Origin of the sequence: Ruminiclostridium josui JCM 17888, from assembly GCF_000526495.1 — a bacterium.
In the GTDB taxonomy this organism is placed as follows: Bacteria; Bacillota; Clostridia; order Acetivibrionales; family DSM-1351; genus Ruminiclostridium; species Ruminiclostridium josui.
In genome coordinates this window covers 970,476-990,861 of sequence record NZ_JAGE01000001.1, presented here as the reverse complement: position 1 = coordinate 990,861, position 20,386 = coordinate 970,476, and the positions used below count along the sequence as shown (strand labels likewise).

General features: G+C 36.2%; 5 protein-coding genes. 3 read left to right on the top strand and 2 right to left on the bottom strand.

Features of this window, described 5'->3' with window-relative positions; genetic code table 11:
- Window positions 1–33: 33 nt before the first annotated feature.
- On the top strand, window positions 34–945 hold the full coding sequence (locus K412_RS0104560) for an alpha/beta hydrolase (protein ID WP_024832025.1): 912 nt from the start codon (window positions 34–36) through the stop codon (window positions 943–945).
- Between the two features lie 101 nt (window positions 946–1,046).
- Here K412_RS0104560 and K412_RS20395 read toward each other — a convergent pair whose 3' ends face one another.
- Window positions 1,047–1,637: an ATP-dependent Clp protease proteolytic subunit gene (locus tag K412_RS20395; RefSeq protein WP_034847162.1), complete on the bottom strand. Its 591-nt coding sequence runs from the start codon at window positions 1,635–1,637 to the stop codon at window positions 1,047–1,049.
- A 377-nt stretch (window positions 1,638–2,014) separates the two neighbouring features.
- Between K412_RS20395 and K412_RS0104550 the strand changes: the two genes are divergently transcribed.
- Together K412_RS0104550 and K412_RS22120 are read left to right on the top strand one after the other, a co-directional pair.
- Entirely contained in the window at window positions 2,015–2,572 is a 558-nt protein-coding gene (locus K412_RS0104550; protein ID WP_024832024.1) for a chorismate--pyruvate lyase family protein, read from the top strand.
- 33 nt (window positions 2,573–2,605) lie between these two features.
- A complete protein-coding gene (locus K412_RS22120; RefSeq protein WP_024832023.1) occupies window positions 2,606–19,177 on the top strand; it encodes a non-ribosomal peptide synthetase in 16,572 nt (5,523 codons plus the stop codon).
- Window positions 19,178–19,288: 111 nt separating this feature from the next.
- Here K412_RS22120 and K412_RS0104540 read toward each other — a convergent pair whose 3' ends face one another.
- Window positions 19,289–20,368, bottom strand: a complete 1,080-nt coding sequence (locus K412_RS0104540; RefSeq protein ID WP_034847159.1) for a HAMP domain-containing sensor histidine kinase — start codon at window positions 20,366–20,368, stop codon at window positions 19,289–19,291.
- Between the last annotated feature and the right edge of the window lie 18 nt (window positions 20,369–20,386).

Genomic DNA, 20,386 nt, shown 5'->3' with positions numbered 1-20,386 from the left:
TCTTAAAAAGTATAATTTAGAGGAGGTAACTATATGACATGTGGAAAAATGAGTACACTTATATTTATTATTATGGTTTTCTTCATAATAAGCGGATGTGGTCAAAAAAGCGTCCGTACCGCAACAAAAGAATCAGCAGAAACTATAAAAAACACTCAGGATAATTTTGAAGGAGTCACAAAAATTTCTTTTTCAAGTGAGGCACTAAAAAAAGAAATGAAGATTAATATTTATCTGCCTAAAGGGTATAGCAATAAGAATAAGTACCCGGTACTTTATTTAATACATGGATATACAGGGAATGAGGATTCATGGTTTCCAGAACTTCAAACGGATAAAAAGGCAAATGAGCTAATTGACAAAAAAGAAATTGTGCCATTAATCATTGTTGCACCACAAATTGATAATAGCTATGGAATAAATTCTCAAAATGATGAAAATAATTCACTGAATTATTTTGATACGGGTAGGTATGAAGATTACCTTTATAAGGAATTAGTCCCCTTTATTGATAAAACCTATAGCACCATTTCTTCCAGAGAAGGCCGCTATATTGGCGGAATATCTATGGGTGGTTGGGTGGCATTACATATGGCATTTGCGCATACAGATATGTTTAGCAAAGTGGGTGGACATAGCCCTGCAATTTTTTTAGACGGCAGCACAAGTCCAGTCAGATCCTTTTTGCATCCAACTGAAGAGCTAAAAAATGAGGGAGATCCCATTCTAGTAGCTCAAAATAAAGACCTTACCAACTTGAAGGTATATCTGGATTGTGGTGATCAAGATAGTTATAGATTCTATGAGGGCTGTGAAAAGCTGTACAAGATATTATATTCTAAAGGTGTAGATTCCCAGTATTACCTTAATAAGGGGAAACATGAAGGAGCATATTGGGATGCAAATATTGAAAAATATCTTAAGTTTTATGCTGGCAGCAAATAACTCCAAATAAATAAACTAAACAGGTATTTGTTTAGGCAAATACCTGTTAGTCTGCTATTTAAGTCTTAAATTTTGATTGAAGTTTTAGTTGTATTTTCTTACTATATATTTTCCAATTCCTCATATTTTGTAATGATTTTATTTACTATTCCGTATTTAATGGCTTCCTCTGCACTTAACCAAAAATTCCTATCAGTGTCTTTTTCCACTTTTTCAAAAGGCTGACCTGTTGCATTACTTATAATCCTATTTATTCTCTCACGTATTCTTATTACCTCATCAGCTTCAATCAATATATCAGAAACAGCACCATTCACTCCTCCTAATGGTTGATGTATCATATATCTTGTATTAGGTAAGGAATACCTATTTTCTTTTTCTGCTGCCAGATAAATAGTAATACCGGCACTTGCAACCCAACCAGTTCCTATTATAACTACTTTTGGTTTGACTAACTTAATCATATCATGGATTGTATCTCCAGCCTCAACATGGCCTCCCTGACTGTTAAGAAATATCTTTATTGGTTCATTTCCCATTTCTTGAAGTGAGAGAAGCTGCATAGTTACTTTTTCGGCTAAAGCTTGGTTAATTTCTCCTGAAATAATTATTGATCTAGTCTTTAATAGCTTCTCAAGTAACAAGTTTGGGTTTTTTGAGTCTTCACCTTGTGCTAAATCTTTATCTTTCATATTATCACGCTCCTAGTTTTTTATACAGTGATACAGATATTATAGTTAACATTTTGTATAATTATAACATAATTCCCATATTTGTGAACACTTATTTAGTTAAGATAAATAAATGATTTATATATAGAGCTCAGACCATGGCAAATTCATTGTTTCATCTCTATTATCTGGAATGACTTACAGTTTAGATTTCCTTATTAATTTCCCGTATATACTGAAGCTATTATAGATTAATTTAGGCAAAAAATAAAGCTCAAATATCAAATAACGACAAAAAAATCACAAAAATTATAATATTATATAAATATGGATATTATTGTAATACATTCGTGCTTTATTTAGTCAAAAATGACGATTTACAAAGGGGTGCCATCGGAATGATTGCTGACAAAGATGAAAATCAACTGGAATTTATGTCTTTTGATGACTTTATTACCAAAAATGAACCGTTAAGTTTGTTTCAAAAAATTCTTCTAGCTACAGATGGCACAGTTACAGATTTACTTAGACTATATACAGGTGAGTCTATCACTGTAGAAAAGTTGGAACAACAATTTACATTCAGCGGTGAAAAAGAAAAATCTCTATGCTCCAATAATACAAAAATTCTTAAAAGGAGCGTTTTACTAAAGAGCAATCGGCAGAATTATGTTTATGCTGAATCTATTTATATGTATGAACTTCTTTCTCCATGGAGCCAAGATAAATTACTTAATACTGATATGCCTATTGGATTGCTATGGAAGAAAGAAAAATTAGATACGTATCGAGAAATAATCGGATATTGGACTGAACCATGTAATTCACTGGCTCAATATTTTGGTACTCAAGAGCAATCATTGTTGTTATCTAGAGCCTATTTGGTTAAGCACAGTCAAAATATAATCGGACGAATTATTGAAAAGTTTCCAATCACCTATTTCCAGAGTAGATAGAACTGAATAAGAATATTGTACGGAGGAACGCATATGAAATTACATAGCTTTGAGCAAGAGCTTACAAGTACGCCGTGGCAGGTGTTTTCTAATACCTGTATGCAATTTCCGGAAAAGAATATGTTTGTTTTACAATCAGATAATCAGTCTTTTCTGACAGGGACATCTTTACTACTTAAATCAAGAATCTTAGGCAGTAAACTGCAGGAAATGCCACCACAATCAAAGGCAATACTGTTATTACCAACGGGTCTTGAATATATTAATGCATTACTTGCCTGCTGGTATGCTAATATTGTAGCAATACCAATGGCCATAACGGACTTATCCCAGCCGGAACAGGCTTTTGAAAAAATTAAGACAATTTTGGAAGATTCGCAAGCTGCTTGTATTATCACAGCTTCAATTTTTATGGAATTCTTAAATAGTAAACAGGATATTAAAAGCATAAAAATAATAAATATTTCTGAATTAGACTTGAGTAACCACATTTATCTTGAGCCAAGAAAGCAGAAACTCCAGGATTTGGCCATGCTGCTTTACACATCCGGTTCTACCTCTCAGCCAAAAGGGGTTATGCTAACCCAAGCTAACGTAGTATCTCAAGCATTTTTAGGCTCAAATCAGTGGAAAATAAACAGTGAAAGTTGTATTGTCACATGGATGCCACAATTTCACAATTTCGGACTTTTCTTCAATATACTTGGACCGCTTTTGAAAGGTGCAACAAGTATAATACTATCTCCAGACAGCTTTGTTAAAAATCCTGAGTTATGGTTTAAAGCTATTAATCAGTGGTCTGCAACGCATACCGCCGCACCTAATTTTGCTTTTGATTTCTGTTGCTCTGATGTTGATATTTCTGAAATCAAAGACATTTCACTTAAATCACTTCAGGCAATTATATGCGGTGGTGAGCCTGTTAGTAAAGCAACTTATGAAAAATTTACTGAGAAATTTCAGCCTTTAGGATTGAAAAAAGAAGTATTCTGTCCCCATTATGGCTTATCGGAATGTGGTTCAGTAACTACCAAAAGACCGGGTGAGGCATTAAGATTTATTCCTGCAGATGTTTCAAGCTTAGAGCTTGATATTATTAAAAAAGCTGATAATGATAGTACAAGAAAGTGGTTAGTGAGCTGCGGAGAGATTGAAGCTCCAAACAAAATAGTAATTGTGAATCCTGAAACAAATGAAATTTCTTCAGGAGATAAGATTGGAGAAATATGGGTTAAGTCTCCATCAGCCGGTATCGGGTATTTGAATCGGGATATTGAAACGGAGCAAACCTTCAAAGGGAAATTAAAACATAGCAAAACAAAAAGTTTTTTACGTACAGGAGATCTGGGTTTTATAGAAGATAATCATCTCTATATTGTTGGTCGTAGTAAAGAGGTAATAGTAATTCATGGTAAAAACTATTATCCTGTTGATATAGAATGGACAATAAAGAAAAAAGTTCCTACCCTTACATTGCCATTGGCTGTCTTTTCTTATGAGGTTAATCAGATAGAACATGTAATGGTGGTACAGGAAGTCTCTGTTTCAGATGATATTGATTATCAGAAAATAGTAGATGGGATATTTGCAGCTGTAACAGAGACACATCAACTGGAACTGGCTAAAATCGTTCTGGTTAGACCGGGAAGTATACCAAGAACAGGCAGTGGCAAAATTCAAAGAAGGCAATGCCGCAATGACTACATCAATAATAAGCTTCAGATACTATACGAGTATAGCCACAGTCATCTTGAGGAGCAGAGTACTAATAAAGGGCAGAGTTCAAATACTTATAATTTAGAAATGGATTCAGAGTTAAATAAAATAACTTCGTATATTACTGATTTTTTGAAAGACAAGTTAAAAATAAAGCAAGATAGAATTCACATGGAAAAAAGTATCCAAAGTATTGGTTTAGATTCTATTAATATCCTGAGATTAATCAGGGGGCTAGAGAAGAATTTTCAAATAAGGCTTACAATTCGTGAGATATTTGAACATAAAACTATTTTGTCGTTAGCAGATAGTATCGTTAAAAAAAGAATAATAAAGAGCAGTGATACTTTAGATATCAAATCAGCTTCAGCGTCACAATCTGCTGATAACTCCGTTTCCGGACAAGCATATTCTATAAATCTTTCTGAAGGACAGAAAGGTTTATGGATGCTGCAAAAAATGTTCCCCGATATGAGTGCCTATAACGTACCAATTTGCATTCGTATCAGTGGTGACATAGATAAAATAAAGTTCAATAAGGCATGTGACTTGGTTGTTAAAAAACATCCAATTTTAATCAGTACCATTATTGAAGAGAGTGGAATGCCTTTTATAAAGATAGAACCAGCGAAAACCGTTACGGTATATGAAGAAGACATATCTTCTTTGGAGTATTGTGATATTATTCCGTATATCAGAGAGAAGTCTAAAAAGCCTTTTTTAATGAAAAATGATTCTTTGATGAGGATAAGCTTCTTATCATATCAAGGTAAAGAGCATTTTGTGCTTATTACCATTCATCATATTATATTTGACGGCAGCTCAATGCTTTTGCTGGTTACAGAATTATTAAATACATTTAAAGCACTACTTAAAGGAGAAAATGTTACAATAAGCACTTCTTTACCAGATTGTTCCAGTTTTGCCAAGTGGGAAAAGGATATGCTGGAAAGCCCTGAGGGAGAAGAACACCGTTTATACTGGAAAAATCAATTATCAGGAATATTGCCGATACTGGAGCTTCCCAGTGACTATGGAAGGCCCTTGGTTCAAAGTTATGCAGGAGAGGTATATACCCACCATCTTACAAAGGATTTGATAAACAGAGTAAAGCTATTTGCCAAAGACAATGATTTTAATTTATCAGTAGTTTTTTTGGGAATCTTCAAACTTTTGTTATATACTTACTCTGGGCAAAATGATATTATCGTAGGAATGCCTGTAGCAGGACGTCCGGAGGAACGGTTTGAAAAAGTTATTGGCTATTTTGTAAATATGATTGCTATACGGAGTCAGATATTATGTGAGGATACACTCATTGATTTCATGAGAAAGCTGCAGTTTACCTTGATAGACGGACTGGATCATGCTGCATATCCTTTTCCAATTTTAGTTCATGACTTAAATATTCCTCGCAGTTTAAGAAATAATCCTGTTTTTCAGGTTACTTTCGCTTATCAAAATTTCTTCCAATCAAATGGATTACATGAGATTCAGGAGAGTTGTCGCGATGTTTTTCCTATAGAATTCGTTGAGGAAATACATCAGGAGGGAGAATATGAATTAGCATTGGAGATTTACGAGGAGACAGACGATATTACCCTTAACTTAAAGTATAATCCTGATTTATTTAGTGCGGTCAATATAAGTAATATGATGGAGCATTACTTAAAGCTTTTGGAGGATGGAATAGAAAACCCGGGATTAGCCTTGGAAAAATATCAGTTAATATCAGAAAGGGAGAAGAAGGCCATTTTGGCTGACTGGAATTCAAACAGGGTAGATTATTCTGACAAGTGCATACATGAATTGTTTGAGGAGCAGGCAAAAAAAACACCGGATGTTATTGCTGTAAGTTGCGGTGAAAAAACACTTACATATGGAGAATTGTCTGAAAAAAGCGATAGTATTTCTGACTATTTGCTATCTGTGGGGATAACAAAGGAATGCATGGTTGGTCTTTGTATGGAAAGGTCAGTTGAGTTAATTGCAGGGATTTTAGGAATACTTAAAGCCGGAGGTGTTTACCTTCCTCTGGAACCCAGGAATCCTTCTGAGCGTTTAAAGTATATGATAAAAGACAGTGGTGCTTCAGTTATACTGACCCAGTCAAAACTCATTAATACAGTATTACAAATAACTGATGATGATACCAAAGTAATCACAGTTGATTCCGACATTGACAAATTTAAATTAGAGAATCATAAGGATAATAAAAAATACATTACAAATAAAATCAAATCAAATGATTTAGCATATGTAATTTATACATCAGGAAGCACTGGTATGCCTAAAGCAGCTATGATTGAGCACAAGGGAATAGCAAATTTAAGTAAGTTCTTCACTGACAAGCTTATTATAACTGAAAAGGACAGGGTAGCTCAATTTGCCAGTATTTCTTTTGATGCTTCGACTTTCGAAATATTTATATCACTTCTGGCGGGAGCCTCATTATGTATAATTCCTCAAGAAAAAATAGATGATGTGAGGGAATTTGAAAATTACATGAATGAGAATAAAGTAACAATTGCTCTGTTGCCTCCTCCTTATTTAGCAGGTGTAGACCCGGAAAGAATATACACAATGGAAAAACTTATTACAGGTGGCTCTGAAATAGATTATAAACTACTTAAGAAGTGGTATAAAAAAGTTAAATACTATAATGCTTACGGTCCCACTGAAGATACTATCATTTCTACAGTTTGGGAATGCCCATATAATGAAGAGGATTTGCCGGAGGGGATTGTTCCTATCGGGAAACCTATCAATAATAAATGGATATGCATAATTAACCAGAACAATGAGCTACAGCCAATTGGAGTTCCGGGAGAATTGTGCATTGCAGGAGACGGTCTTGCCAGAGGGTATCTTAACCAACCTGACCAAACAGCGAATAAGTTTATTGAGAATCCATTTATACCCGGGACTAAGCTGTATAAGACAGGTGACTTGGCAAGGTATCGTACCGATGGTAATATTGAGTTCCTAGGCCGAATCGATTATCAGGTAAAATTCCATGGATTCCGTATTGAATTGGGTGAGATTGAAACTCAGCTTAGGTCTCATCCAGAAATTCAGGAATGTGCTGTAGTTTTAAAAGAGCAGGAAGAAATAAAGCATCTTGTTGCCTACTATGTACGTAAAAATTCATCAAATGAAGAACATGGAAATCCCATTAGTACAGAAATATTACGGAACCACCTGAAAGTACGTTTGCCGGATTACATGATACCTGCTTTCTTTATAGAAATTGAATCAATGCCACTGACTCTGAGTGGTAAAATTGACAGAAAGGATTTGATGAGTCGCAAAATTAAGGTGGTAAGAACAGAAGAGATTGCCCTGCCACAGTCTCAAATAGAAGAAAGGATATTAAAAATATGGAAGGAAACTCTCAAAATTGACGAAATAAGCGCAAAAGACGGCTTTTTCCAAATAGGCGGAGATTCTATTTTAGCTGTGATGGTCATAGATAGGATAAATGAGGAATTAGGAATTAATCTTAATGTCACAGTATTATTTAAATATTCCAACATAAAAGAATTAAGTGAGCATGTGACAACGGTTACATCAGAAGGGGTATCGCTATTGACTACCGAGACTAATACAAATACTGATTTGAACAGGGTAGACAAAAAGATGGATTATTCTGATTCTTACTCCGAATATCCTGAATATTACAATGATAGCCTGGCCATTATAGGAATTTCTGTTTGTGTCCCTGGTGCAAAAAATCACTATGAATTTTGGGAAAATATAAGATCGGGAAAAGAATGCTTCAAAGTTTTTAGCAGAGAAGAACTTATAGAAGCAGGGCTGTCTGATGATATTATCAATAAGCCGGATTTTATTCCTGTTCAAGGATGTATTGATGGAAAGGATTTATTTGATGCGGAATTTTTCAATATTTCTCCAAAGGATGCAGAACTTATGGATCCTCAAGCAAGGATGCTGCTTCTTCATTCATGGAAAGCCATAGAGGATGCTGGATACATCTCAAAGCAAATTCCAAATACAAGTGTATTTATGAGTACCAGTACCAATCCCCAACAGTTTGTAGGGACGGATGAGATAATGGGAGACTCTATGGGGTATTCATCAAGGATTTATGCCCAAGGCGGCACTATAGCCACAATGATATCCTATAAATTAGGGTTAAAAGGACCAAGCCTTTTTGTCCAGACAAACTGTTCTTCTTCATTGGCAGGATTAAATCTTGCTTATCAGAGCCTGATGGTTGATGATGCAAAATATGCGCTGGTTGGCGGCTGCTCAATATTTACCACATCAGGATATATGCATCAGGGTGGAATGAATTTTTCCAGCGATGGTCATGTAAAGACTTTTGACGCCTCAGCAGACGGGATAGTAGGTGGGGATGGAGTTGCAGTTATTCTCGTCAAGAAGGCAGTGGACGCTATAAAAGACAAGGATAATATTTATGCCATTATAAGAGGGGTTGCTGTTAATAATGACGGAGCTGATAAAGTAGGATTTTATGCTCCAGGAATTAAGGGTCAGAGTGAAGTGATTCAAAAAGCAATTAATATGACTGGTGTAAATCCCGAAACGATAAGCTATATTGAAGCCCATGGAACAGGTACAAAACTAGGAGATCCTGTTGAACTATCAGCATTGGATGATGCATACAGAAAGTATACTGCAAAGAAACAGTTCTGCGGAATTGGCTCCGTTAAAACCAATATTGGACACCTTGACACAGCAGCAGGTCTTGTGGGATGCATTAAGGTAGCACTAAGCTTATATAATGAAGAAATTCCCCAAACTCTTAATTATAAAATTCCAAATCCTAATTTTGATTTTAATAATTCACCATTTTATGTTGTAGATAAGCTGACGAGATGGGACAATGTACCTTTTCCACGTAGAGCAGCAGTGAGTTCCTTTGGAATTGGGGGTACAAATGTTCACACCATTATGGAAGAATACAAGAGGAATGGAGAATCCAAACAGAGTAAATATAATAATAGTAGTTCTTATTTGATTCCTATATCAGCCAGAAACAAGGAATGTCTAAAAGAATATGCAAAGGATATGCTTGCATATGTTAGAAAACAGGAATTTACAGGTTTAGATTTGGCATCTCTGGCTTATACCCTTCAAACCGGCAGAGAGGGAATGGACAGCAGGGTTATTTTTGTTGTAAATTCTATAGCTGAATTATGTGAAAAATTAGAAAAGTTTATTAATTCTAATGAAAATATTGAAAATTGCTTCCATGGAGATGCAAAGTCCGACTTTGTAAAATTATTTGAGGATAAGAAATCTCAAGAGTTAATTAAGGATTGGTTATTAAACGGTGATTTACTGAGGATTGCAGAACTGTGGGCTAAAGGTATTAGTATAGATTGGAATTTGATATATGGTAATGTTAGACCTTTTAAAATAAGTTTGCCAACCTATCCTTTTACACTGAAAAACTATAAAACTCCTGAAAATAGCCATGAAAAACGTGTAATAAAAGATGAATATTTCTCAAAAAACAGGATATTCAAGGCAAGTCCTGCACCAAAAGTGGTATTTTCCGGGGAAGAATTATCTGATCAGATAGTATTTGATTATGTAAAAGAAGTAGTAATGGAAACGTTATCTGCAACATTGAAATTAGATAATAATGTACTGGATGTAGAGCAATCCTTTGCAGACTACGGGTTGGACTCTATTTCAGGAATTAGTTTGGTTCATGCAATAAACGATACCTTATTAATTGACCTGGACGTAACCTGCACATATGAATATAGTTCGATAAATCAACTGTGTAAATATATTTTGTCAAAATACAAAAATAAGATTACTGGTGTTTTAAAACAAAAAACAGAGTTTAATAGTGAATTGATTTATAATGGAAAACAAGAAGAGCCATTAGACAATAATATTGGCTCCGAAGATTTTATTTCTTGCAATAATTGCTATAGCACAAGTAAAAAGATGGCGGATAACAATGAATCCAGGGAGCCCATTGCAATAGTTGGTATGAGCGGACGATTTGCTAAATCAGAAACAGTAAATCAATTGTGGGAGCATATATCAAATGGAGTAGACCTGACGGAAGAAGTAACTCGTTGGGATATATCAAATTATTTTTCAGAAAATGATAAGTACTGTAAAAAAGGCAGCTTCTTAAGCGGCATTGACCTATTTGAACCTCTATTTTTCAATATTTCAGGTTTTGAGGCTGCTTATATGGACCCACAGCAACGAATCTTTTTGGAAGAGTGCTGGAAGGCACTAGAAGATTCAGGTTATGCGGGAGCAGCAATTCAGGGGAAAAAATGTGGTGTTTTTGTGGGTTGTGCTACAGGAGATTATCAAGAACTACTGGGGGATGATTTACCTGCTCAAGCAATATGGGGTAACATGAGTTCGGTTATTCCTACAAGAATTGCGTACTATCTAGACTTGCATGGGCCGGCTATAGCCGTTGATACTGCCTGTTCCAGTTCCCTTGTAGCCATTCACCTTGCCTGCCAAAACTTATGGTCTGGGGAGAGTGAGATGGCTTTGGCCGGAGGAGTATACGTTCAATCAACACCAAAGAACTTTTTAGCTGCCAATAAGGGTGGAATGCTTTCACCTACCGGCTGTTGCCAAAGCTTCGATGAAAGTGCTGATGGATTTATCATTGGTGAAGGAGCAGGCGTTGTTGTTCTTAAACGTCTTAGTGATGCCGTAGCCCATGGAGATCATATATATGGAATTATTTCTGGAACTGCCATAAATCAGGATGGTACCACAAATGGAATAACTGCGCCTAGTGGGAATGCTCAGGAACGTTTAGAAAGATATGTATATGACACTTTTGACATAAATCCAGAGCAAATCCAAATGGTAGAAGCTCATGGCACTGGTACAGTATTAGGTGATCCTATTGAATTTCAGGCATTGACACGAGCGTTTTCCCACTATACTAATAGAAAAGCATATTGTGCCTTAGGTACAATAAAAACAAATATTGGCCATACTCAGCTTGTATCGGGAGTAGCAGGAGTAATAAAGATTCTTTTGTCATTGAAGAACAAAAAAATTCCTCCTACATTACATTTTAATTCTCCTAACCCATCTGTCCAGTTAGAGAATAGTCCGTTTTATATAAACACAGGTCTCCGGGACTGGGAGGTAGAACCTGATTCAAAACGCCGGGCAGTGGTTAGCTCCTTCGGATTTAGTGGTACAAATGCTCATATGGTAATCGAGGAGGCTCCAGAGATTGAAAGGAGTCATAGAGAAAAGAGTGGTTACCTAATTGTATTATCTGCACGTTCCTTTGAACAACTTCGTCGGCAAGCTGAGCGATTGGTAGAGTTTTGTGAAAACAATCCAAAAGTGAATTCTGGTGATATGAGCTACACCTTACTCCTTGGGAGAAAACACTTTAATCACCGCTTGGCCTGTGTAGTCCAAAATTTAGAGGAGCTTACAGTATTGTTGAAAAAGTGGTTGGAGAAGGGTAAGCATCAACAGGTATATGTATCTGAATTAGATGGGAATGACTTTAGAGAGCAGCCCGCTTTAAAACGTTACGGGAACCAATGTATAAAGTACTGTTCTGAAAACGATCAAGGTCAAAATTATATGGAGTATATGGCTACAATAGCAGATTTATATATACAGGGGTATAACCTTGATTTTGAACAGTTATTTATAAATGATGGATATTGCCGTATTCCTCTACCAACCTACCCATTTACCAAAGAGCGGTATTGGGTGGACGATACTCAGAAAAAGTGCAATAGCAATATAAAAGGAGAAGTATGTATTCATCCATTATTACATCAGAACACATCAGACTTTTCTGGACTGAAGTTTAGTTCTACTTTAACAAATAAAGAATTTATTTTAAGGGATCATGTAGTTAACGGTGAAAATATATTGCCAGGAGCAGCATATCTGGAAATGATAAGGGCAGCTGTAGAAAATGCTATTGATCTGTCAGAATTAAACATGCCTGTAATATGCCTTAAAAATGTGGTTTGGACCAGACCTATTACAGTGGGAAATGACCCTGTGAAAATTCATATTGGACTTTTGCCAACGGAAACAGGAGAGGTTTCATATAAAGTTTACAGCAAATCAGAAGAAGCTGGAATGGAACCTATAGTGTATAGTGAGGGTTTGTTCACGGTGAACTCACGTTCAGATGTTCAAACTTTGGATTTAATTGATATGAAATTAAAATATCAACAAATCTCATTTTCACCTGAAGAATACTATGGGACGATAAAAAAATTAGGTGTTAGTTATGGAAGTTCATATCGATGCATTACCGAAGTTTACACAGGGACAAATCAAGTGCTGACAAGGCTGAAATTACCTGTCTCACTAAATGATACTATTAATCAATTTACGCTTCACCCTTGTATAATAGATGCTGCTTTTCAATCCATGTCACTTATGCTAAGTACAACAGGGAATCTGGAAGACCTGAAGCCATCTCTGCTTTTTGCTTTGCAGGAGTTGGAGGTTTTAGGCACTTGCACTTCTGATATGTGGGCACTGATTAGTTATAGTGAGGGTAGTTCAGCTGGGGATAGGACAGTTAAGTACGATATTGATTTGTATGACGAAAGAGGTATGCTCTGTGTTCGAATGAAGAAGGCTTCAACAAAAACCTTAGGAGGATCCTCTAAGGATGATAAGGAAATGAAATCTACTGTACCGGCTCAAGACCCTACATCCCAATTGGTGGGAAATATTTCATTACTTCCGAGTTGGGATGTAATTCAGGTTGAGAAGTCCCAAACTCAGTTGAACCCTGACGAAAGGGTTTTGGTTATTGGTGGAACAGAGCAAAATATTAAAGCAATCAGCCAGTACTATAAATCTGTAACTTTATCAGATATAAAGCCAGAGGACAATATAGAGGATATGGCTGAAAAGTTGAATACATATGGTTCTATTGAACATTTAATCTGCATTTTCCCTTTGGAAATTTTACCTTCAGCCATGGATAACTGTATAATAGACGGACAAAAATTCGGGGTTATCCAAGTATTCAGACTAGTAAAAGCCTTGCTTAAACTGGGGTATGATAGTAAAGACATAAACTGGACTTTGATTACTTGTCAAACCCAGGCAATAAATAAAAATGAAAAGATAAATCCTACTCATGCTAGCCTGCACGGGTTTATAGGTTCAATGGCGAAAGAGTATTTCAATTGGAAAGTAAGGCTTGTTGATATGGAAGCCGAGTGTAGTTGGCCTTTGGAAGATATTTTCACCATGACTCCGGATTCTCGAGGAACTGCCCTGATTTATCGAGGTAATCAGTGGTATAGGCAGCAGCTGGTTCAGATTAAAAATCTGCCTCAAGAGGAGACCTTGTTTAAAAATAAAGGTGTATATGTTGTTATAGGAGGAGCGGGAAGCATTGGTGAAGCTTGGAGTGAATGCATGATTCGTACATACAATGCAAAAATCATTTGGATTGGACGACGAGTTAAGGATGAGGCTATTCAAGCAAAAATAGACAGATTATCAAAAATAGGATCAGAGCCTATATATATTTCCGCTGATGCTGCAAGGATACAATCTCTTCAACAAGCTTATGATAAGATTAAACAGCAATACCCTGAGATTTCCGGTGTAGTTCATTCGGCTCAGGTCTTCTTAGGTGGCTCCATTTCAAAAATAGATGAGGAGATATTTCAGGAGGTACTTTCCTCAAAGATTAATGTATGTGTGAATTTAGCTCGGGTGTTCCAAAAAGAACCGTTAGATTTTATGCTTTTCTTTTCCTCTATTAATTCATACCTTATGGCACCGGGGCAAAGCCCGTATTCTTCATGTTGTGTCTTTGAGGATGCATTTGCACATCAGTTGGCACAGGAATTAAAATGTGCTGTAAAAGTAGTAAATTGGGGATATTTCTTTAACAATGTAAAGGACAAAGACCGGCTTGCGCAGGCAGGTATAGGCTTGATTGAACCACAGGAGGCTGCTGATGTCTTGGACAGGCTGCTGGCCGGACCAATGCAGCAGATATCCTTTGTGAAAACAACCTCTCCTTCAGGTATGAGAGGAATGAGTATATCAAAGGATTTATGTACAATTTACACCAGGGATGCGGCTTTAGATATGCAGAAGCTGAAGGATAGGATTCTGATACCTAAATTGCCTGCAAAGCAGCTGAAAAAAATAGATGTAGAAATGAAAGAGATGGATGAGCTGTTATATAAATTACTATCGGTTCAATTGCAGAATATAGGATTATTTGTAGGAAAAGGTCAATCATTTGATACGTTAAAGACTAAAATTAAACCAGGCACTGTATTTGAACGCTGGCTGGAAGAAAGTATCAGGCTTTTAATACAGGCAGGCTATATTACATATAATGAAGGCACATATTCTGCAAAAGAATACGCTGCTTTGGATATTGAAACCTTATGGAAAGAATGGGAGATTAAAAAGGTTTCATGGTGGGAAGAACCAGAAATGAAGGCACAAGCTGTTTTGGTAGAGAAAACCTTGAGAGCTTTACCGGACATTTTAACTGGTAAAATGCTAGCTACTGAAGCAATGTTTCCAGATTCGTCAGTAGAATTTGTGGAGGCGGTTTATAAAAATAATATAGCCGGACACTTCTTTAATGAAATATTAGCTAACACAGTTGTTGCTTACATTGAAGAAAGGCTCCTTCAGGACTCTCAGTCAAAGCTTAAGATAATAGAGATTGGCGCAGGTACTGGCGGAACAAGTGCAGTGGTGTTAGAAAAGCTTAGAAAATATCAGAATAATATAGAAGAATACTGCTATACAGATATATCCAAGGCGTTTTTATTACATGCAGAAAAAGAATATGGAGCTAATAATCCTTATTTGACCTATAAAGTATTTAATGTTGAACAGCCTATTGATTCTCAAGGAATCATTGGAGGGGAATATGATATTGTAATAGCTGCTAATGTTTTGCATGCAACAAAAAATATCAGGGAAACTATGCGCAATGCTAAGGCAGTACTAAAGAAAAATGGTTTGATACTGCTTAATGAAATAAGTAGCAACAATTTGTTCAGCCATTTGACATTTGGACTATTAGACGGATGGTGGATGTATGAGGACCCAATTTTGCGTATACCAGGATGCCCTGGACTAGCAACTGAAACTTGGTATAGATTATTGGAAGAGGAAGGTTTTCATTCATTCTTACGTCCTTTTGAAAAATCCTTGAACTTTTTGCAGCAAATTATTGCTGCAAAAAGCGATGGAATAGTTCGCCAAAAACAGGTAGGAAACTCTGAAACGGGTAATATAAAAGTTGTAAGCAAAGTACAGGCAGATAAAAAATCGCATAACGAAAAAACCGTAGAAACTGCAATGAGTAAAAAGGAGAAAAGAGGTTCCTTCAAATCAAATAAGCTTGAGGACTATATAAAACTTACCATAGCCCAGAAGATTTCAGAAACATTAAAGGTTGATATGGACAAAATTGGTTATGGAGATTCATTATCAGACTATGGTCTTGATTCTATAATTGCAGTTAATTTGGTTAGGATAATAGGTCAGGCATTGAACATAGATCTTGATATTACAATAATGTTTGAATACAGTACAATTAATCAATTGGCCGATTACATTATATCTAAGTACGGCGAGGTGATAGGTTCATCTATAAAACAAGATACTCAACTTGCTAATATTGAGGACGAAGCGGCGGCTGCAGCAGAGACCAGCGAAATCGCCTTGAATAATACGATAAATTGGACTACAAAATTAAAGGTATTTTCACAGTCGGAAGAAGTTAAAAAACAGGAACAGATAAAAGAGATACAAGACTCTTTTGCTATTATTGGAATAAGTGGCAGATTCCCTAAAGGTGACAGTTTAAGTGAATTTTGGGATAATTTGATAAATGGAGAGGATTGTATTATTGAAATTCCTCAAGAGCGTTGGTCAGATTGGAGACATTGGTATAGCGATTATAAAGATGAAATGGAAGCTATGCAGAGCAAGCGGGGAGGCTTTATTAGTGGAGTAGCAGAATTTGATCCGCTATTTTTTGGAATTTCACCTAAAGAAGCAGAATATATTTGCCCTGAACAACGTCTTTTGCTGACATATATCTGGTACGCAATAGAAGATGCCGGTATTAATCCAAAGGCATTGCCTGGCATATCAACAGGAGTATTTATTGCTGCGACTCCTAGTGACTACAGGGGTGGAAAAATGGGGGCTAATACATCAGATAGTATGAGTTTATCTGCTAATTCATCACCATCAATGATGGCCAACCGCATTTCTTATATATTAAATCTGAGCGGACCTAGTGAATGCTGTGAAACAGGATGCTCCTCAGCTATGGTTGCTCTACATCGTGCAATTCAATCAATTAAGAATCACGAATGCGAGCAGGCTATAATAGGAGCAGTTAATCTGCTTTTGTCTCCAGTGGGATTTATTAACCTTGAGTCAGCGAATCTTTTAAGTAAGGAAGGGAAATCAAAATCATTCCAGAAAGATGCTGATGGTTTCGTAAGAAGTGAAGGAGTTGGAGCAATAATTATAAAACCTTTATCAAAAGCTATTGCTGATAATGATAGAATTTATGCTGTAGTAAAAGGAACATCCGTAGCCCATGGTGGTAAAGGAGTTTCCTTGTTTGCACCCAACGCATCTGGTATGAAAACTGCTATGATGCAGGCGTACCGCTCAGCAGGGATTGATCCTAGAACAGTTTCATATATAGAGGCTCATGGAATAGGGGGAACACTGGCAGATAGCATTGAAATTAATGCTTTAAAATCTGGATATCAAGAGCTTATAGCTTCAGCACAGGAAGATTCGCCAATACCAAACTGCTATATTAGTAGCTTAAAGCCCTGCATTGGACACGGAGAGATTTTTTCAGGACTTGCAGGACTGCTAAAAGTGATTTTGGCACTCCAAAAGCGGATAATACCCGGAATTCCTGGATTTGGATTTATAAATGAGGATATATCTCTGGATAGAAGTCCCTTCTTGATTTCATCGGAAAATCACAAATGGGATGTGCTGGTGGACAGTACAGGAAAACAACTCCCAAGGCGTGCCAGCATTAATTCTTATGGACTAGGTGGAGTGAATGCACATGTAGTTCTGGAAGAATATGTTCCTGAGAATGAGGAGCCTCAGCAGTGTTATTCTGAAAATACTTCTCATATTATAGTTCTTTCAGCAAAAAATAAAGAACGGTTATTAGCTGCTTCTAAACAGTTGTTAGAGTTTGTGCAATCACAGCAAGAGTATTCTCTTTTGGATTTGGAATATACACTTCAAACAGGCCGTCAGGCGATGGAAGTGCGATTGGCAATGGTAGTAAGAAACCATGAAGATTTGGTCAAAGCCCTTAGACAATATTTAGGACAGGCTACGGATAAGGATTTAAAGGGGAATACACAGAAAATATTTGAAGGAATTTTGGAAGAACAGCTAAATGGACTGTTTTCAGGAAAAATAGGGGATATCATGTTACAAGCACTTTTAGAAGAAAAGGATCCTGAAAAACTTGCACTTTATTGGGTTAACGGAAACGATATCCCATGGGAAGCATTACATGAAGGGGAAAAAACTCGTAAGATATCTGTGCCAAACTATCCATTTGAAAAGCAGCTTTATTGGATTGGCTCTGAACAAACCAATGAATTAGAACCGCAAAAAGCAATTAAATTGCTTGAGGGCAATGAGCATTTTAGTGAAGAAATATCCCTGTCAGAGTATATAGTAGATATAGTATCTAATTTACTGAAAATTGAAGCTTCGAAAATGAAGTTAAATGTACCTGTAGAGCAGTATGGAATTGATTCAATAATGCTGATGCCGTTGTTGCAGCAATTGCAAACCAGGATAGCTCCGGCAATTAATCTCACTGGATTACAGAAATGCAGAACATTACAGGATATTATAGATATGTCTGCTGAATTCGCAAAAAGCGACCCAGTGATGAAGGAAGTAAACACAAATAGAATAATGCCGACTGCTTGGACAGGATTTCCGGAACTTATTCACCTGAATAAAAGCTCTTATGGAACCCCTATATTCTGGATTCATGGGGCTCTAGGAGGCGTGGAGGCATATAAATTAATCGGAGAAAATATAGAGAGACCATTTTTCGGCATTCAAGCCCGGGGATGGATGACTAATCATACACCTCTTCATGGGATATATGCAATGGCTTCATATTATACACATATAATACAGACCATACAACCTGAGGGGCCTTATGATATAGGCGGGTTTTGTATGGGAGGTATTTTAGCGTATGAAATAACACGTCAACTTCAAGAACTCGGTCAGACAGTTAGTACCCTTGTGATGATAGATTCGCCTGACAATACATTCCAGGAGAGCTTAACCGGGTTCAACAAAAATGCAGTTAAAAATATTATTTTTCAAACAGTCAATATGATGCTGCTTTCTTCAGTTTTGCAGAATCATGGGGAATTAGAGAAAACCCTTATTCATAGGGATGAGTTGAATATAGACGTAAGTGATGAAGAATTTTTCAAGCAAATCATAGAATTGGCAAAAGCCCATGGTTTGTCTAAGACAGAAAGTCAACTAGATGTTCTGCTTAATCAGAACGTAAAGGTTCAGCTTGCTTATGAATTGGAAAAATACAAAATAACGCCTATAATTAATCAGCAAAATATTGATTGCTTTTACTTTAGAAATGGCGGAGGATTGTTTGAAGGTAATTTAAAACCATACCTAACTGTTACTAGAGATGAATTTTCCTTTGACCATGTAAACTATTGGACTGAGTGGAAAAACCAACTATCTAATTTAAAGATAATGGATGTAGATGCACCAAATCATATGATGCTTCTTAATGAGCCAAAATCAGTTACACCAATTATAGATTTTTGTTCAAAACTATATTCTAATAAGAAGTAATCAATTGTGGTTTAAATAGCATTTGGGACGAAAAATTAGATACTGTTTGCAGAATTGGCTGATATTCCAGTGTTTTAGGACGAGGGTATCAGCCAATTCATACATTCCACATCAAAATTTTTGAATGGGCAATATAACGGTCATAGTCGTTCCTACACCTACTTCACTTTCACACAAAATATTGCCATTTAGTAATTCAATAATCCTTTTTACTATGGATAGACCCAGCCCATTACCAAGCCTTTTGTGTGATTCATCACACTGATAGAATTTATCATATATTTTACTTAATTTTTCTTTTGATATTCCTATTCCTTCGTCCCTGATTGTAAACTTAAGAAAATTGTCTATAACCTTGGTTGCAATCCATATGGTACACTTTTTACCTGAATATTTTATGGCATTATCAATTAGATTAGTCCACAACTGAAAGAGTAAGTCATAGTTACTTGCCATACTGCATTTTTCAAGATCAAGTTCATATTGAATATCTTTATCACACCACTTTTCCTCCAGAAGGATTATACAACGCCTAATTTGTTCATCCACCTTGACTTCCTGTTTTAAGTCCACGATATTCTGATTATCCAATCTGGACATATGAAGCATGTTTTCACTCATACGAGAAAGTCTTTGTGATTCCTGATAGATATATGAAAGGTATTCCTTTTGTTCTTGTTCACTAAGGCCTCCATCCAACAGCATCTCTGAAAAACCTGCAATTGCTGCAACAGGCGTCTTAATTTCATGGGATACATTGCTCATAAAATCCTTTCGCATATAGTCCATTCCATTTAATTCCCGTGTCATTTTGTTAAAATTTTCTGCCATTACATCAATTTCATCTGAATATAACTCGTTTTTTCTTCTATGAATATTATTAAATGATAATTGTACTGTAAAGTCACCCTCGGCTACCTTTTGTATTCCTTTACTAATTTCAACAATAGGGTTCATTATATAGGAGGCTGAATGCCAAAGTGCCACACCACCCAAAATCATGGTTATGGCACAAGTAATAAGGCACATATATAGTGCAACTGTACTGGTAATTGGACCGCTGTATAGGTAGGAAAAGCCCATAAATACTATAAAATACGCGATTCCACAGGAAATAAAAAGGATTATAATGGATGCCAACGCAAGCTTTAATCGTAGAGATATTTTGCTCTTTCTAATTTTCGTCGTCATTGGAATTATGAATCCTTT